The organism is Ruminococcus difficilis, assembly GCF_016680995.1.
Map to the genome: position 1 here is coordinate 173,663 of NZ_JAEQMG010000040.1, position 14,935 is coordinate 188,597.

Annotated in this window: 15 protein-coding genes and 1 pseudogene; 9 read left to right on the plus strand and 7 right to left on the minus strand. The window is 52.2% G+C overall.

The genetic code is table 11. The annotated features are described in order from the left end of the window. Window positions 1–63: 63 nt before the first annotated feature. From JKK62_RS03200 to abrB, 3 genes and pseudogenes are all read right to left on the minus strand, one after another. On the minus strand, window positions 64–1,167 hold the full coding sequence (locus JKK62_RS03200; RefSeq protein ID WP_201426962.1) for a hypothetical protein: 1,104 nt from the start codon (window positions 1,165–1,167) through the stop codon (window positions 64–66). 211 nt (window positions 1,168–1,378) lie between these two features. Beyond that, complete coding sequence (locus JKK62_RS03205; RefSeq protein WP_201426963.1) at window positions 1,379–2,062, minus strand: DUF6100 family protein; 684 nt, start codon at window positions 2,060–2,062, stop codon at window positions 1,379–1,381. 135 nt (window positions 2,063–2,197) lie between these two features. Further along, window positions 2,198–2,293 (minus strand): annotated as a pseudogene (gene abrB / locus JKK62_RS17440) (transition state genes transcriptional regulator AbrB); the annotation flags it as partial. 162 nt (window positions 2,294–2,455) lie between these two features. Between abrB and JKK62_RS03215 the strand changes: the two are divergent. The 3 genes from JKK62_RS03215 to JKK62_RS03225 all read left to right on the plus strand — a co-directional run bounded on the left by JKK62_RS03215 (window position 2,456) and on the right by JKK62_RS03225 (window position 5,374). After that, entirely contained in the window at window positions 2,456–3,220 is a 765-nt protein-coding gene (locus tag JKK62_RS03215; RefSeq protein ID WP_201426965.1) for a carbohydrate deacetylase, read from the plus strand. A gap of 304 nt (window positions 3,221–3,524) precedes the next feature. Beyond that, a complete protein-coding gene (locus tag JKK62_RS03220) occupies window positions 3,525–4,826 on the plus strand; it encodes an IS30 family transposase (RefSeq protein WP_201426966.1) in 1,302 nt (433 codons plus the stop codon). Between the two features lie 290 nt (window positions 4,827–5,116). Then, on the plus strand, window positions 5,117–5,374 hold the full coding sequence (locus JKK62_RS03225; protein WP_201426967.1) for a hypothetical protein: 258 nt from the start codon (window positions 5,117–5,119) through the stop codon (window positions 5,372–5,374). A 76-nt stretch (window positions 5,375–5,450) separates the two neighbouring features. Here the strand turns inward: JKK62_RS03225 and JKK62_RS03230 are convergent, their stop codons facing one another. Next, window positions 5,451–5,915 (minus strand): low molecular weight protein-tyrosine-phosphatase, encoded by a 465-nt coding sequence (locus JKK62_RS03230; RefSeq protein WP_201426968.1) that lies wholly within the window; start codon window positions 5,913–5,915, stop codon window positions 5,451–5,453. Window positions 5,916–6,244: 329 nt separating this feature from the next. Between JKK62_RS03230 and glpK the strand changes: the two genes are divergently transcribed. From glpK to JKK62_RS03260, 6 genes are all read left to right on the plus strand, one after another. After that, window positions 6,245–7,735 carry a glycerol kinase GlpK gene (gene glpK, locus JKK62_RS03235; RefSeq protein WP_201426969.1) on the plus strand — a complete coding sequence of 497 codons (1,491 nt, stop codon included), beginning with the start codon at window positions 6,245–6,247 and terminating at the stop codon, window positions 7,733–7,735. A gap of 109 nt (window positions 7,736–7,844) precedes the next feature. Further along, window positions 7,845–8,210: an endonuclease domain-containing protein gene (locus JKK62_RS03240; protein WP_201426970.1), complete on the plus strand. Its 366-nt coding sequence runs from the start codon at window positions 7,845–7,847 to the stop codon at window positions 8,208–8,210. A gap of 98 nt (window positions 8,211–8,308) precedes the next feature. Continuing rightward, the gene (locus JKK62_RS03245; RefSeq protein ID WP_201426971.1) at window positions 8,309–9,754 is read left to right on the plus strand and encodes an NAD(P)/FAD-dependent oxidoreductase; all 1,446 of its coding nucleotides are present in this window, start codon (window positions 8,309–8,311) and stop codon (window positions 9,752–9,754) included. Continuing rightward, window positions 9,747–11,012, plus strand: coding sequence for an NAD(P)/FAD-dependent oxidoreductase (locus JKK62_RS03250; RefSeq protein ID WP_201426972.1), 1,266 nt, complete (start codon window positions 9,747–9,749; stop codon window positions 11,010–11,012). Before JKK62_RS03245 ends, JKK62_RS03250 begins: the two co-directional genes overlap by 8 nt. A 121-nt stretch (window positions 11,013–11,133) precedes the next feature. Beyond that, window positions 11,134–11,493 carry a DUF1667 domain-containing protein gene (locus tag JKK62_RS03255; protein WP_201427019.1) on the plus strand — a complete coding sequence of 120 codons (360 nt, stop codon included), beginning with the start codon at window positions 11,134–11,136 and terminating at the stop codon, window positions 11,491–11,493. A 352-nt stretch (window positions 11,494–11,845) separates the two neighbouring features. Beyond that, complete coding sequence (locus JKK62_RS03260) at window positions 11,846–12,919, plus strand: PTS sugar transporter subunit IIC (RefSeq protein ID WP_201426973.1); 1,074 nt, start codon at window positions 11,846–11,848, stop codon at window positions 12,917–12,919. Window positions 12,920–13,105: 186 nt separating this feature from the next. Here the strand turns inward: JKK62_RS03260 and JKK62_RS17730 are convergent, their stop codons facing one another. Genes JKK62_RS17730 through JKK62_RS03270 form a run of 3 tightly spaced genes read right to left on the minus strand, consistent with a single transcriptional unit; the run spans window position 13,106 to window position 14,925 of the window. Then, window positions 13,106–13,231, minus strand: a complete 126-nt coding sequence (locus JKK62_RS17730) for a hypothetical protein (RefSeq protein ID WP_279380594.1) — start codon at window positions 13,229–13,231, stop codon at window positions 13,106–13,108. Window positions 13,232–13,268: 37 nt separating this feature from the next. Beyond that, window positions 13,269–14,492 carry a threonine synthase gene (locus tag JKK62_RS03265; RefSeq protein WP_201426974.1) on the minus strand — a complete coding sequence of 408 codons (1,224 nt, stop codon included), beginning with the start codon at window positions 14,490–14,492 and terminating at the stop codon, window positions 13,269–13,271. Window positions 14,493–14,523: 31 nt separating this feature from the next. Further along, window positions 14,524–14,925: an endonuclease domain-containing protein gene (locus JKK62_RS03270; protein WP_201426975.1), complete on the minus strand. Its 402-nt coding sequence runs from the start codon at window positions 14,923–14,925 to the stop codon at window positions 14,524–14,526. Window positions 14,926–14,935 lie beyond the last annotated feature (10 nt).

A 14,935-nucleotide genomic window follows, 5' to 3' on the forward strand; every position in this document is an offset into this window, starting at 1 on the left:
GGAATAGTTTTTTCAAACCGATTCCGCTGTTGTTGATTGCAGTGTTAATGTCATCGTACCGATCTATTGCTCTCTGATCGATCCTACTCTGAGCGACGGTCTCTCTGCTGTCTCTTTCAGTATACCCAAATCCCGATCCTGACAAATGATATAATTCATCTTTGCGTTGGTTTCAGCGTTATGGATAAACAACCTGAGCGTTACAGCATTGATATTCCCGGGGCAAAACCATACCGGGGCATCATGATAGAATCCTGTGCCGATCCGGAGCCGATACCTGCCCTCATCATCTCTGTCGGTGGTTTCTATGTCGCCCTGTTCGATCAGCCTGTGCATTAAATCGCTGTGATCGTTATACAGATCTTCAAAACGGCTGTAAAAGTTATCTCCGCTATCGAAAACATAGAACTCCGAATATTTGGCGGTATTGATGCCTTTTTTATCATCGTTTCGGTAGTTGGCGATGATTTGTTTTGTGATATCGATCACCGACTTTTCATCATTGCAGATCAGTATGGCGCCGCTTACGGGAATCGAATATACTTGAGTTAAGAAGTAGGGGAGTAACCCTTCTTGCTTTGAAAAGGTCTTCATATCATGATTTGTCCGATAGACAGGGATGATCTTTCCTCTTCCTCCGAAAAAGCCTAAGACCCTTGACCCCTTAAATACGGTTGACCTGACACCCAGCATGCGCTTGAAATCCAACGCGGTATAGAAGTATACTTGATGATTGCTTTGGTCGATCGTCTCCGAAATATCCGGCTTTTCATCGGATTCATAGGGGATCCCCATACGGTCGAGGAGGGCGTAAAGATATGCGAATTGCCTTTTTCTGGTTCGGTGCTTGATATCGTACTGCCGATTATCGTCCTCGAGACAGCTCTTATACTTTATGTAATGAGGGTGTGAGGTCAGCAACTTCCCAGAGTTTGTCAGGATATATCCGATAGCGCCGTCTCTGCTGATCCGCTTGATATATCCTCTTTGCTTCAGGATCGAGATTGCCTTTCTGAAGTTGGTGCTTGACATATTCATGTGTTGATATAGATCGCTGGGGATCTCTTTTGAATAATACAGGATATTCAAAAGACGGTCATATCTCGAGTCGTATTTTTCTCTGCTGAAGTCGATGTGATATCCGGGATTGTTTTCATTATTTGACATCTTTTGTTCTCCTTATCATTATAGTATTTTGCTACACTGTTTTTGTACTTTATATTTTTGTTCCTTAGGAAGGTGGAGCGGCGAATTTGTTTCAATCGTCTCTCGAACCGCATCAACAGTGAAATGCCTGAATCATTACCCCTGTCACGTTACTTGATTTTGTTTTTGGGTATTTGTGACAGGGGTAATTCAAAGATTTGTGACACCTAAATTACGAGTTGCCGTCACGGCGTATATCATGTATCAGAAACATAAGATCAATTTCATGTTCATTATCTGTGATATAGATCTCGGTTTTGTTCTGACCGACTCCTTTCGATTTGCAGTAATAGGCGGTGTCACACGTATATGGTGAATCATCGATCAGAAAGTGACCGATCAATCCGTTGATGATGACGGACGCTTCTTTATTGTCATTGTCAATGGCAAACTGCGGATGATTGCAGTAGGTCAGAAACGCCACCTTTGCGTGCTCAAACGGTTGGATGCCGTTTTTTATGCAGAAGTGATGCACAGCCTCGTTGACCGTTTGTGCCAGAGCGTTGTTGTAATCCTCCTTTCTTCTGCGCATATTGGGCAGGAGCATCGGGAGTGTGATCTTGTACATCGGGAAGTCAAAATCTGCAACCTGTTCGACAGAGATACCCATGATCTCACATTCGATATGGTTGATCCGGTCAAGCCCCGGAAAGGATGGAATAGATTCTTTGAGCGAAAGCAAAAGCTCCCGATACAATAAAAACATGTTGGAAGTAATGCGCGCTCCCTTTTTGGTTGTGCTGACAAAACGATCAAAATCACACTCGTCTTGATGCTTTTGCAACAATCGCGTGTTGGTGAGCAGCTCCTGAGATAATTGCTGTATTCTCTCTGTGTTGTTATAAATGGTATCCATCGTTTTTCCCCCTTTGCTGATACCTCAGCGTATGTTTTTCTTCGTCATTATGTACTAATCAAGGCCGGCTCTTTTGCCTAAATCTAACATTGCAAAGCAGAATTTTTGCCGAGTTGTCAATGTTGTCAGTGACTGGTCACCCTCGCGGATACGCAGGGTGCGGCGGATCTCCTTGGGGATGACGACGCGGCCGAGGTCATCGATGCGTCTGACGATTCCTGTTGCTTTCATATCTGAATCTCCTTGTTTTGGTTTACAAAAGTTTGCAGATATAGTGTTTGCACCCATCATAAGAAAATACGGAAATCGCGCAGGAAGAATCTGTCAGCGGAAAATCTTGACAGAAACAGCGGTATCACATAGAATAAAGGAAAGAATTCGGGAGGTGAGAGGATGCCGCGCGTTACGATCAACGGCGATGATTTCGGGATGAACGAGAGCTGTACCAAGGCGATCCTCCGCGCACTGCGCGAGGGGTTGATCACCGATACCACCATGATGGCGAACGGGTCGTTTTTTGATGAAGCTGTTCAGATGGCGAAGGAGTTCGGACTGACCGATCGGATCGGCGTCCACTTCAATCTGACCGAGGGTCGACCGCTGACCGACGGGATCACAAAGGCGCCGCTGTTTGTCAAGGACGGCGGATTTCACCGCGCGTTTTTGCAGCAGCCGCGTGAGTTGGATGCGGCGGAGCGCAAGGCGGTTTTTGATGAGCTTTGCGCGCAGGCGGAACGTATCCGAGGCGCGGGTATCGCGATCACCCATGCCGACTCCCATCATTATTTGCACACCTATCAAACTCTCGCACCGATCTTCGCCGAGGTTTGTCGTCAGTGCGGGATCGACAGTATCCGCCTGAACCGCACGCTCGATACACCCGCGCATCCGCGCGTGACCGACGGGCGGATCGATAACCGATTCTGGCGGGATCAAGGCTTGCGGACCTCGGAGCATTTCGGCAGATATCCCGATCTGTTTGATTCGGAGATCCCGGATCGTACCGAGATATTGGTGCACCCCGATTTGGATAAGGACGGCAGGTTGATCGACCGTACCGCTGTGATCAACGGTCACCCGAGTGGAATACTTTTGGATGGAGCAATCTATCGGGAGAAGTCGCTCACCCTGTGCCGCTATCAAGAACTGGTAACGTAAAAAGATCCGAAGCGTATTGCCTCGGATCTTTTGTCATTTACCAATGATTTTGTAATACTGAATCCTTGTTTGTAAGAGTAAATGTCGGGTATTACTTGCGTTTACTTTTACAATTAACGAAAAGCGATGCGATCCCAGAGTCCCGTTTATTGTCATGATCCTTTGTTATAATAAGATTGTAGGAGTTAGAATGAAAAAGTAAATGTCGAGGAAAGGGTGAGAAAAGTAGAAAAAGTATTGCGTTTAGTATTGCAATAAGGTAGTGTAAAAGTGAGTGGTTACTGTCTGCGGGAAAGAGGTAATCATGAAACAAATTACACTGAGTGACAGAATCATTATCGAAGCCGGATTGTGTTCCGGAAAGTCCATGAGAAAGATATCCGAGGATATCGGTAAATGTCCTGAGACCGTGTCCAGAGAGATACGCGCCAACCGCACAGTTATCCGCGGCTCGTTCTATATGAACAACGACTGTGTCAACGCCAGAAGGTGTGCTCAGAAGAATCTCTGTCCTGAAAACTACTGCAGTATATTGTGTGTGAAATGCCGGTACTACAAGTGTAGCGACATTTGCCCGAGGTACAGACCGTCTAAGTGCTCGGTCGTTGAGCAACCGCCGTATGTATGCAACCGCTGTGCCCGTAAGGATAAATGCAGCAAGAACAGATACATTTATTCCGCAAAGCTGGCTGACGCGGCGGCGAATAGAAGACGGTCGGATTCGAGACGCGGCGTTCATCTAACAGCAGAACAGTTAGATTCCCTTGACAACCTTCTTAAGAAGCAAGTGAATAAGGGACAGCCGCTGTCACATATTTACGCCGAGCATGAAGCGGAAATGCCTGTATCGCTCAGGACGCTGTACAACTACATCGACAGCGGGATCCTTTCGGTGCGTAACATCGATCTGAGAAGAAAGGTAAGGTACAAGCCGAGAAAGCGAAAAAAGCAGGTTGCGTTAAAGGGCGATCATTTTGCCTACCGCTATGAGCATACCTATGAGGACTACAAGAGATTCATAGAGGAACATCCGAACTGCTCGATCGTACAGATGGATACTGTGGTCGGTACAAGGTCAAAAGGACAGCGAATACTTACGATGCTGTTTGTGAAGTCGAACATCATGCTGATGAAGCTGATCCCCGACGGTAAGGCTCAGACGGTAGTCGATTTCTTTGACAGTCTGCTGGATGTTTTGGATATGCCGGAGTTCAAGTCGCTGTTTACAGTGATCCTCACGGATAACGGACCGGAATTCAGGATGACGGATTATCTGGAATACGCGCCGTATACCGGCGAGCAGAGATGCAGAGTATTCTACTGTGATCCGATGGCTTCATGGCAAAAGGCAGAGATCGAAAAGAACCATGAATACATCCGCTATGTGATTCCGAAAGGAAAGAGCCTTGACGGTTACACCGATGATGACATTACCTTGCTGATGAACCATATTAACAGTACCAAACGCATGAGTCTCGGCGGAAAATCTCCGTATGAGATGGTCGCTGAGGGTGATGAGAGCATGAAGTGGTTGATGCAGATAATGGGAATGGACGCCATCCCTGCGGATGACGTCCACCTCAAGCCGGATCTGTTGATCCGGTAACCACAAAATAAATCCAACACGCAGACAGTAAAGCAGACTCGCTATTCAATATTTTGAAGTCACGGCGTATTGCGTTTACTTTTGCGAATCTAAACGCGGTAGGTCAGCTTTGCTGTGCCCTGTGATGTTGAATTTGTGTTCATTATACCATGTTTTCTTCATTTTTCTACCCCTGTTTTCACTTTTAAACACTCTTTTTTCAAATTGCATGATTTGATATGGACATCTACTCTTTCATTCAAGCTAAGATTGTAGGAACGAACAATGCTTATTTGTAAAGGAGAATGACCATGTTATTCGAAAGAACTTTTGACAAGCCCGAGAACATTATGGACGCCGCCGCCCAGGAGACTTCCTCCATGCGCGATATGCGCATCATGCGCGCACAGCGCAGTGAGAGAGGCTGGCTGCTCAAATACATCACCCTCGACGATGATTATCCCATCGCAGCCATCGAGCGCAGTCTGACCCGTAAGCTCGGCGAGGCGGTCAGCATGGTGAATCTGCACTATGACTTCGACACCGCCGCAAGATTGATCTACGCATAAATAAAACAGTATAGCACTGCAAAATATTCCCAACCATCAAACAAGGCTGCCTGATATTCGATCAGACAGCCTGTTATTATATGCTTCTTTCTTTTCGGATCGTTTCCAGCAGCGCCCGACATCCTTTTGTGATATCGTCCCATGTCGCCGCAAAGTCGCCCGTATACCACGGGTCGGCGACGTCGCGCGTACTGCCCGCGTATTCCATCAGCAGGCGCACCTTGTTCTCGGGGTCACTGCCGATGATCCGCATGATGTTGCGCTGATTGTTCCGATCCATGATCGGGATGTAGTCGTAGCGCTCATAATCGGCGGCGGTCATCTGACAGGCGTACTTGCCCGAGCAGGACAGACCGTGCTTTGCAAGCTCTCTGCGCGCGGGAGGATAGACGGGATTGCCCAGCTCCTCGCGGCTGGTGGCGGCGGAGGCGATCTCAAATTCCTTCTCCAGTCCCGCCTTTTTGACATAATCTTTCATCACGAATTCCGCCATCGGACTGCGGCAGATGTTCCCGTGACATACGAATAATATCTTGACCATATCGCACCTCAACACTTTTATTCAAAACAGACATTGTAAGGGGCGCAGAGGATAAGGGTGAGATTGCCGCGTCGAAACGATGTTCCTCCTCGCAATGACAATCTGAAATGCGCCCCGTGGTGATCTCAGCCGATCAAATGATTCTGATATCATTATACCACACTAAGGTAATATTGTACAGTTTTCCGATCATAATCTTGTACGCTATGAGGATAGAAAAAACGTCGACAATACTGGTATAATATAAATGATAGCCTCCCTTTCCTAAGGGAGGTGGGCGCGCTTGCGCGCTCGGAGGGTTGAATCAAAATAACTCCCAGGAGGCACCTATGAAGCAATATATCATGGCGCTGGATTCCGGCACGACCTCGAACCGCTGTATCCTCTTTGACCGCGAGGGCAATATGTGCTCGGTAGCGCAAAAGGAATTCACCCAGTATTTTCCGCAGCCCGGATGGGTCGAGCATGACGCCAACGAGATCTGGCAGACGCAGCTCAGCGTCGCGCGTGAGGCGATGCGCAAGATCGGCGCGACCTATGACGAGATCGCCGCGATCGGCATCACCAATCAGCGCGAGACCACCATCGTGTGGGACAAGGCGACGGGTCAGCCGGTCAGTCACGCGATCGTCTGGCAGTGCAGACGAACCGCCGATTATTCCGATCAGCTCGTCGAAAAGGGCTTGACCGAGAGCTTTCGTGAAAAGACGGGTCTGGTCATCGATCCCTACTTTTCCGCGACAAAGCTGCGCTGGATCTTAGAGAACGTCGAGGGCGCGCGTGAACGCGCCGAGCGCGGCGAACTGCTCTTCGGCACGGTCGACACATGGCTGATGTTCAAGCTCAGTAAGGGCAGGATCCATGTCACCGACTACTCCAACGCCTCGCGTACCATGCTGTTCAATATCAATACCCTTATGTGGGATGAAGATATTCTGCAGGAGCTCGATATCCCCGCCGCCATGCTGCCCGAGGTCAAGCCCTCGAGCTGTATCTACGGCACCTCCGACCCCGAATTCTTCGGCGGCGAGATCCCGATCGCGGGAGCCGCGGGCGATCAGCAGGCGGCGCTGTTCGGACAAACGTGCTTTCATGAGGGCGAGGCGAAGAATACCTACGGTACCGGCTGTTTCATGCTGATGAACACGGGCGAAAAGCCTGTTTATTCCGAGAACGGACTGCTCACCACCATCGCGTGGGGGCTTGACGGAAAGGTGAATTACGCGCTCGAAGGCTCCGTCTATGTCGCGGGCGCGGCGATCCAGTGGCTCCGTGACGAGCTCAAGCTGATCGACGGCTCCCCCGACAGCGAGTACTTCGCGACCCGCGTCAGCGATACGGCGGGCTGTTATGTCGTGCCCGCGTTCACGGGCTTGGGCGCGCCGCATTGGGATCCCTACGCGCGCGGCGCGATCATGGGACTGACCCGCGGTGTGAACAAATACCACCTGATCCGCGCGACCTTGGAATCGCTCGCCTTCCAGACCAACGACGTGCTCCATGCCATGGAGCTGGATTCCGGCATCCGTCTGGATTCGTTGAAGGTCGACGGCGGCGCGAGCATGAACAACTTTTTGATGCAGTTCCAGGCGGACGTGATGAACGCCCCCGTGCACCGTCCCGCCTGCGTCGAGACCACTGCGATGGGCGCATCGTACCTCGCGGGTCTGGCAGTCGGTTTCTGGGCAGATAAAGAGGACGTCAAGCGCCAGTGGCGCATGGAGCGCCAGTTCCTGCCCGAGCGCGACGATGAGTGGCGTGAAAAAGAGATCACCGGCTGGAACAAGGCAGTCGCCGCCACCAAAGGATGGGCGAAGTAGAGTGAGGAGCTAAAAAGGCTTCCCCTCGGGGGGAAGCTGTCAGACAGATTGTCTGACTGATGAGGGGATAACCTATCCTTACGAACTTTTTTACAAAGAGTGGTGAACGATGCAGAATAAACTAACCGATTTTTCGCAAAATCTCCGTAAGAATATGACAAAGGAAGAGAAACACCTTTGGTATGATTATTTGAAACGATTGCCGATTACGGTTAATCGACAAAAGGTGATCGGAGAATACATTGTTGATTTTTATATTTCCGTAGCAAGAATTGTGATTGAACTCGACGGTTCACAGCATTATTCAAAAGAAGGGGAACAAAGCGATAGAAAACGTGATGATTACCTGAGAAGAATCGGAATAAAAGTTTTACGATATACCAATCGTCAAATACATGAAGAGTTTGACGATATATGTAATGACATTGAGCGGAAAATCCGGGACTCAATAAAAGACAAAAAACTCTTTGTATAATAGAGTTAGAGGAAAAGTGAGCCCCTCATCCGTCAACATTGTTGACACCTTCCCCCCGAGGGGAAGGCTATTGATCCAATAAGTGAGGAACAAGATTTATGTACGACATCATCATCCTCGGCGCGGGCGTGATCGGTTGCGCCGTGGCGAGAGAACTCAGCAAATACAATGCCAAGATTCTGGTGCTCGAGAAAAACGAGGACGTATGCTCCGGCACCAGCAAAGCGAACAGCGGCATCGTCCACTCGGGCTATGACGCGCACAACGGTACCCTCAAGGCGAGGTTCAATATCGAGGGCAACCGCATGATGGGCGACGTCTGCGACGAACTGGACGTTCCCTTCGACCGCATCGGGTCACTGACCGTCTGCACGGATGAAAAAAATATCGCCGATCTCGAAGCGCTCAGGGAGAGGGGAGAGAAGAACGGCGTAGAGGGGCTCAGGATCCTCGACCGCGCGGAATTGCTCGCGATGGAGCCGCATATCGGCGACGAGGTCGTCGCCGCGCTCTACGCGCCTACGGCGGGCGTGATCTGTCCGTTCAAGCTGACCATTGCCTTTGCCGAGAATGCCGCCGTCAACGGCGCAGAATTCCGCTTTGACAGCGAAGTGAAAAAGGTATATTGTGATGACGGCGTATGGCACGTTGTGACCGATAACGGAGAATACACCGCCAAAGCGGTAGTCAATGCCGCGGGCGTTTACGCGGATGTATTCCACAATATGGTATCCGAAAAGAAGCTGCGCATCACCCCGCGACGCGGCGACTATATCCTGCTCGACCGCGCGGTACAGGGCTTTGTGAACCATACCGTTTTCCAGCTGCCCACCAAGCTCGGAAAGGGCGTTCTGGTCACGCCCACCGTCCACGGCAATACCATCGTCGGACCCACCGCCGTGGATATGGACGACAAGGAGTGTACCGCCACCTTTGCCGACGGCATCGACAGCGTGATCGAAAAATCGGCGCTCAGCGTCAAAGACCTCCCGACCCGACAGGTCATCACCTCCTTTGCGGGCTTACGCGCGCATGAGGACGGCGGGGATTTCATCCTCGGCGAGCCTGATGACGCGCCCGGCTTCTTTGACTGCGCGGGCATCGAAAGCCCCGGCTTGACCGCGTCGCCCGCCATCGGCGTGTATATCGCCGAGTTGATACGAAAAAAATACAGCCTGAGCGAGAAAGAGGATTACATCGCCCGGCGAAAAGATATTCTGAACCCCTCGACCTTATCGCTCGAGGAGCGTAACGAGCTGATCCGCCGTGAACCCGCATACGGCAACATCATTTGCCGCTGTGAATCCGTCACCGAGGGCGAGATCCTCGACGCGATCCGCCGTCCTGTCGGCGCGCGCTCACTCGACGGCGTCAAGCGCCGCACACGCGCGGGCATGGGTCGCTGTCAGGCGGGCTTTTGTAGCCCTAAGGTGATGGAGATTTTGCGCCGTGAGCGGAACATCGACCTGACCGAGGTCACGAAGAGCGGCGGCAGTTCCAAGATCGTTTTCGCACGGACAAAGGATGGTGACAGCAATGAATAAGGTAGATATCGTCATCGTCGGCGGAGGTCCCGCGGGATTGGCGGCGGCTGTCGCGGCATATGATGACGGCGCAAAAAACATCCTGATCTTAGAGCGTGACGAACAGCTCGGCGGCATCCTCAACCAGTGCATCCACAACGGCTTCGGTCTGCACACCTTCAAGGAGGAACTGACCGGCCCCGAGTACGCCGACCGCTTTATCCGGCAAGTGAATGAGCGCAAGATCCCGTATCTGCTGAACACCATGGTCATGGAGATCTCACCCGACAGGGTCGTGACCGCCATGAACCGTGAGGACGGCATGTTTCAGATCGAGGCAAAGGCGGTCATCCTCGCGATGGGCTGTCGTGAACGTCCGCGTGGGGCATTGAACATCCCCGGCTATCGACCCGCCGGCATTTTTTCGGCAGGAACGGCACAGCGCCTCGTCAATATCGAGGGCTATATGCCCGGCAAAGAGGTCGTCATCCTCGGCTCGGGCGATATCGGACTGATCATGGCGCGCCGCATGACCTTAGAGGGCGCGAAAGTCAAATTGGTCGCCGAGCTGATGCCGTATTCGGGCGGCTTGAAACGCAATATCGTCCAGTGTCTGGATGACTTCGATATCCCGCTGCGGTTATCACATACGGTCGTGGATATTGAGGGCAAGGAGCATATTACCGCTGTGACCATCGCCGAGGTCGGCGCCGACCGCAAGCCGATCAAGGGCACCGAGGAGCGTTATACCTGCGACACCCTGCTCCTGTCCTGCGGTCTGATCCCCGAGAATGAGCTGAGCACCGCCGCGGGCGTACAGCTCAATCCTGTCACAAACGGTCCCGTCGTTAACGAAAGTCTGGAGACCAACATCGAGGGCGTTTTTGCCTGCGGCAATGTCCTGCACGTGCACGACCTCGTGGACTATGTTTCCGAAGAAGCGGCAAAAGCGGGCGTGACCGCCTCACGCTATGCGCGCGGTGAGCATACCGCCGACAGCGGCAGAGAGATCTCTGTCAAAGCCGAGGGCGGCGTGCGTTATACCGTGCCCGTCACCGTCCGACCCGATCATGTGGAAGATCAGCTGACGATCCGTTTCCGTGTGGGGGATGTGTACAAGGATTCCTATGTCAGCGTGTATTTTGACGATACCCGCGTCCGCCATCAAAAGAAGCGCATCTTAGCGCCCGGCGAGATGGAACAGGTCGTCATCCTGAAGAAACAACTGGAAGAGATCCCGGATCTGAAAACGATCACGGTGAAGATAGAAAACAACTGAATGTAGGGGCGGGTCTTGACCCGCCCGACGGATCATCAATTTGATGATCCGGATGGATACACATCTATTCACTTTGCGAACGGGCGGGTCAAGACCCGCCCCTACAATGAAAGGAACAACAATGGAAACAAAGGAACTCACCTGTATCAACTGCCCGATGGGCTGTCTGCTGACCGTCGAGATGGACGGTGATGAGATCAGGGATATCAGCGGCTATACCTGTCCGCGCGGCAAGACCTATGCCGAAAAAGAGGTCACCAACCCCACCCGCGTCGTCACCTCGACCATCAAGGTTGTCGGTGGCAAAAAGGATCGCGTCGCGTGCAAAACGCAGTACGATATCCCCAAGGATAAGATCGGCGCGGTGATGGAGGCGATCAACGCGGCTCAGGCACAGGCGCCCGTCGTGATCGGCGAGGTGCTGATTGCGGACGTCGCGGGCACCGGTGTAGACGTTGTCGCCACCGCTCACGCGGTTTAGTGAGTTAAGGCAATACCGCATCATTCCGGTGTGCGGATTGCGTAGTCATATTTTTCGTCAGAGTGTACAAATAATCCGCGTGCATACTGTCGTATGGACAAGGATTTTTGGGCAATCTGACGGAATAATAGGCAAGCAAGGCGTGCGCCGCGAATTGTGCGGTATTGCCTTGAATCGTTGAAAAGTGCGCAATAATCCATCCTTATCAAATCTCATATTTGGTGAAAACAGAGTAAATGCCGATTGTCCGTTGACTTTCGGCATTTTGTTGTTTATATTCATATTTGACAATCAATTTTGATTTCCAATCGGGCGGGTCAAGACCCGCCCCTGCAAAAATGGGGGATAACCAATGTCCAAAGTCAAAGCGTTTTTAAAACGCAAAAATATTGAGATCTCGTGGAAGCGCTACGGTATCGACGCGCTCGGCGCGATGGCACAGGGCTTGTTCTGCTCACTGCTGATCGGCACGATCATCAAGACCATCGGCGTGCTGTCGGGCTGGCAGTTCTTCACCGATATCGGCACCTACGCGATGGCGGTGTCGGGTCCCGCGATGGCGGTCGCCATCGGCTACGCGCTCAAGGCCGATCCCATGGTGCTGTTTTCGCTGGCGGCAGTCGGCTGGGCGGCAAACGCCGAGGGCGGCGCGGGCGGTCCGCTCGCCGTTTTGATCATCGCAATCATCGCCGCCGAATGCGGCAAGGCGGTCAGTAAGGAAACCAAGGTCGATATCCTCGTGACCCCCGCGGTGACGATCCTCGTCGGCGTGGCGCTGGCGAAATTGATCGCGCCCCCGATCGGTACGGCGGCAAGCTGGTTCGGCTTGCTGATCGACTCGGCGACAAAGCTCCAGCCTTTCCTGATGGGCATCGTGGTATCTGTGCTGGTCGGTATTGCGCTGACCCTGCCGATCAGTTCGGCGGCGATCTGTTCGGTGCTCGCGCTTACGGGACTTGCCGGCGGCGCTGCCGTGGCGGGCTGCTGTGCGCAGATGGTCGGCTTTGCGGTGATGTCCTTCAAGGAAAACCGTTGGGGCGGACTGGTCAGCCAGGGGCTTGGCACCTCGATGCTCCAGATGCCGAACATCGTCAAAAACCCGCGTATCTGGATCGCGCCCATCGTGACCTCGGCGATCACGGGGCCGATCGCGACCTGTGTGTTCAAGCTGCAGATGAACGGCGCGCCGATCAATTCGGGCATGGGCACCTGCGGACTTTGCGGTCAGATCGGCGTGATCACCGGCTGGTTCAACCCGTCTGAAGAAGCGGTCGCCAAAGGCGCTGAGGCGATAGCGCCCGGCGCGATGGACTGGATCGGACTGATCCTGATCTGCATCGTGCTCCCCGCCGTGATCACCCCGCTGATCAACCTGCTCCTGCGCAAGGTCGGCTGGGTCAAGGACGGCGATTTGAAGCTGGCATAATCAATGAATTGTCATTGCGAGGAGCGAACATGCGTGTTCAGCGACGTGGTAATCTCAACCGATATTCATTCAAAAAGCGGCATCCCGAGAGAGCTTATCTCGGGATGCCTTTTTATATACCCAAAAGTCAGGAATATCATTATAAAAAGTCATTGCGAGGCTCCCTGACACGCGTGGACACGCGTGTCAGGGAGCGGTGGCAATCTCAACCTTTTTGTAGGGATGACCATCGGTCATCTGCAAAAAGATGGGCGTTTCCGTTGTCGAAAACGTGTGATTGTGGAGAAATGCTTCTGCCGTGCGGGTCGTCATAAATGTCGACCCCTACAAAACTGTTTCAGCGTTTGTTTTACAGTCCGAACTTCTCCTCAAACTCTGCAAGATCGTTGCCGCAATGGATGGGTTCACCCACGGATCGGATCGCGGAGTCGATGTCCTTGAGCCCGTTGCCCGTGACGATAGACACGATAGTCGTGTCATGCGGCAGCTTGCCCTCGCGGCTGAGCTTCATCAGACCCGCTGTGGCGGTCACACCCGCGGGTTCACCGAACACACCGGCGTTCTTCGCCAGATATTTTTGTGCTTCTCTTATCTCGTCATCGGTGACGTTGACGCAGATGCCGTCGCTGTCTTTGATGGCGTTGATCGCCTTATCCGGATTACGCGGCACGCCCACGGCAATGGAATCCGCATAGGTGTTTTCCTCCTGCGGTCGCCAATCTTCACCGTTCATCACGGCGGTGTTGATCGGACAACAGCCCTGCGCCTGCACGCTGATGATCCGCGGGATCCTGTCGATCAGCCCGACCCTATACATATCGTACAGACCCTTGTACACGCCCGCGATCGTACAGCCGTCGCCGACCGATACCGCGACAAAGTCGGGCGCGTTGAAATCGAGCTGTTCGCATATCTCGTGCGCGACGGTCTTTTTGCCCTCGCTGAGATAGGGGTTGATCGCGGCGTTGCGGTTGTACCAGCCGTATTTGTCAATGGCGGCTTTGGATAATTCAAACGTCTCTTCATAACTGCCGTCCACGGCGGTCAGATTCGCGCCGAACATCATCAGCTGGGCGATCTTGCCCTTCGGCGCGCGGGAGGGGACAAAGATGTAGGTCTTGAGCCCCGCCTTCGCCGCGTTGCCCGCGAGGGATGAGGCGGCGTTGCCGGTGGAACTGCACGCGATGGTGTCATATCCCGCTTCGATCGCTTTGGTCACCGCCATCGCGGAGGCGCGATCTTTGAGAGAAGCGGTGGGGTTGACGCCGTCATCCTTGATGTACAGCCGCTTGACGCCGAGATCCTCGGCGATCTTCTGTGCCTCATACAGCGGCGACATCCCGACCTGCAGTCCCGTGGGAACGGTATCTTCTTCGATCGGCAGCAGCTCGCGATAGCGCCACATGGTGGGATCGTCACGACGCGCGAGCACCTCTTTATTGAATCTGGTTTTGATAGATTCGTAGTCATAGATCACGTCGAGGATACCGCCGCACTCGCAGATGGTGATATCCGCCGCGGGAGCGTATGTCCTCCCGCATTTGACGCATTTGCAGTGAATAATATGGTTCATAGTAACATCTCACCTATAAAGCCTCCCTTTCCTAAGGGAGGTGGCACGAAGTGCCGGAGGGTTGAATCCTTTCCTGAACATGGTTGTTGATGTCTTCACAGACATTTTTGAATTGACGTTGTATTTCCAGGTTTGTGTATCGCAAAACACAAAATCCATATTTTTCTATGCCTTGGGTACGTTTGGAATCATATTCTATTGCGGCATTCTTTTCGTAGTGCTGATTACCGTCCAGTTCAATTATCAGTTTTGCTTTGGGACAAAAGAAATCGACGATATAAGATTCTATAACATATTGTCTGTGAAAACGAATTGGATAGTTTCGTAGAAAATCATACCAAAGATGATTTTCTTCCTTTGTCGGATTCTTTCTTAATATTCGTGCGTTTTTTCTGGATCGTAATTCTCTGGGGATAGGTTTATCTTTACTCATGGCAACCCTC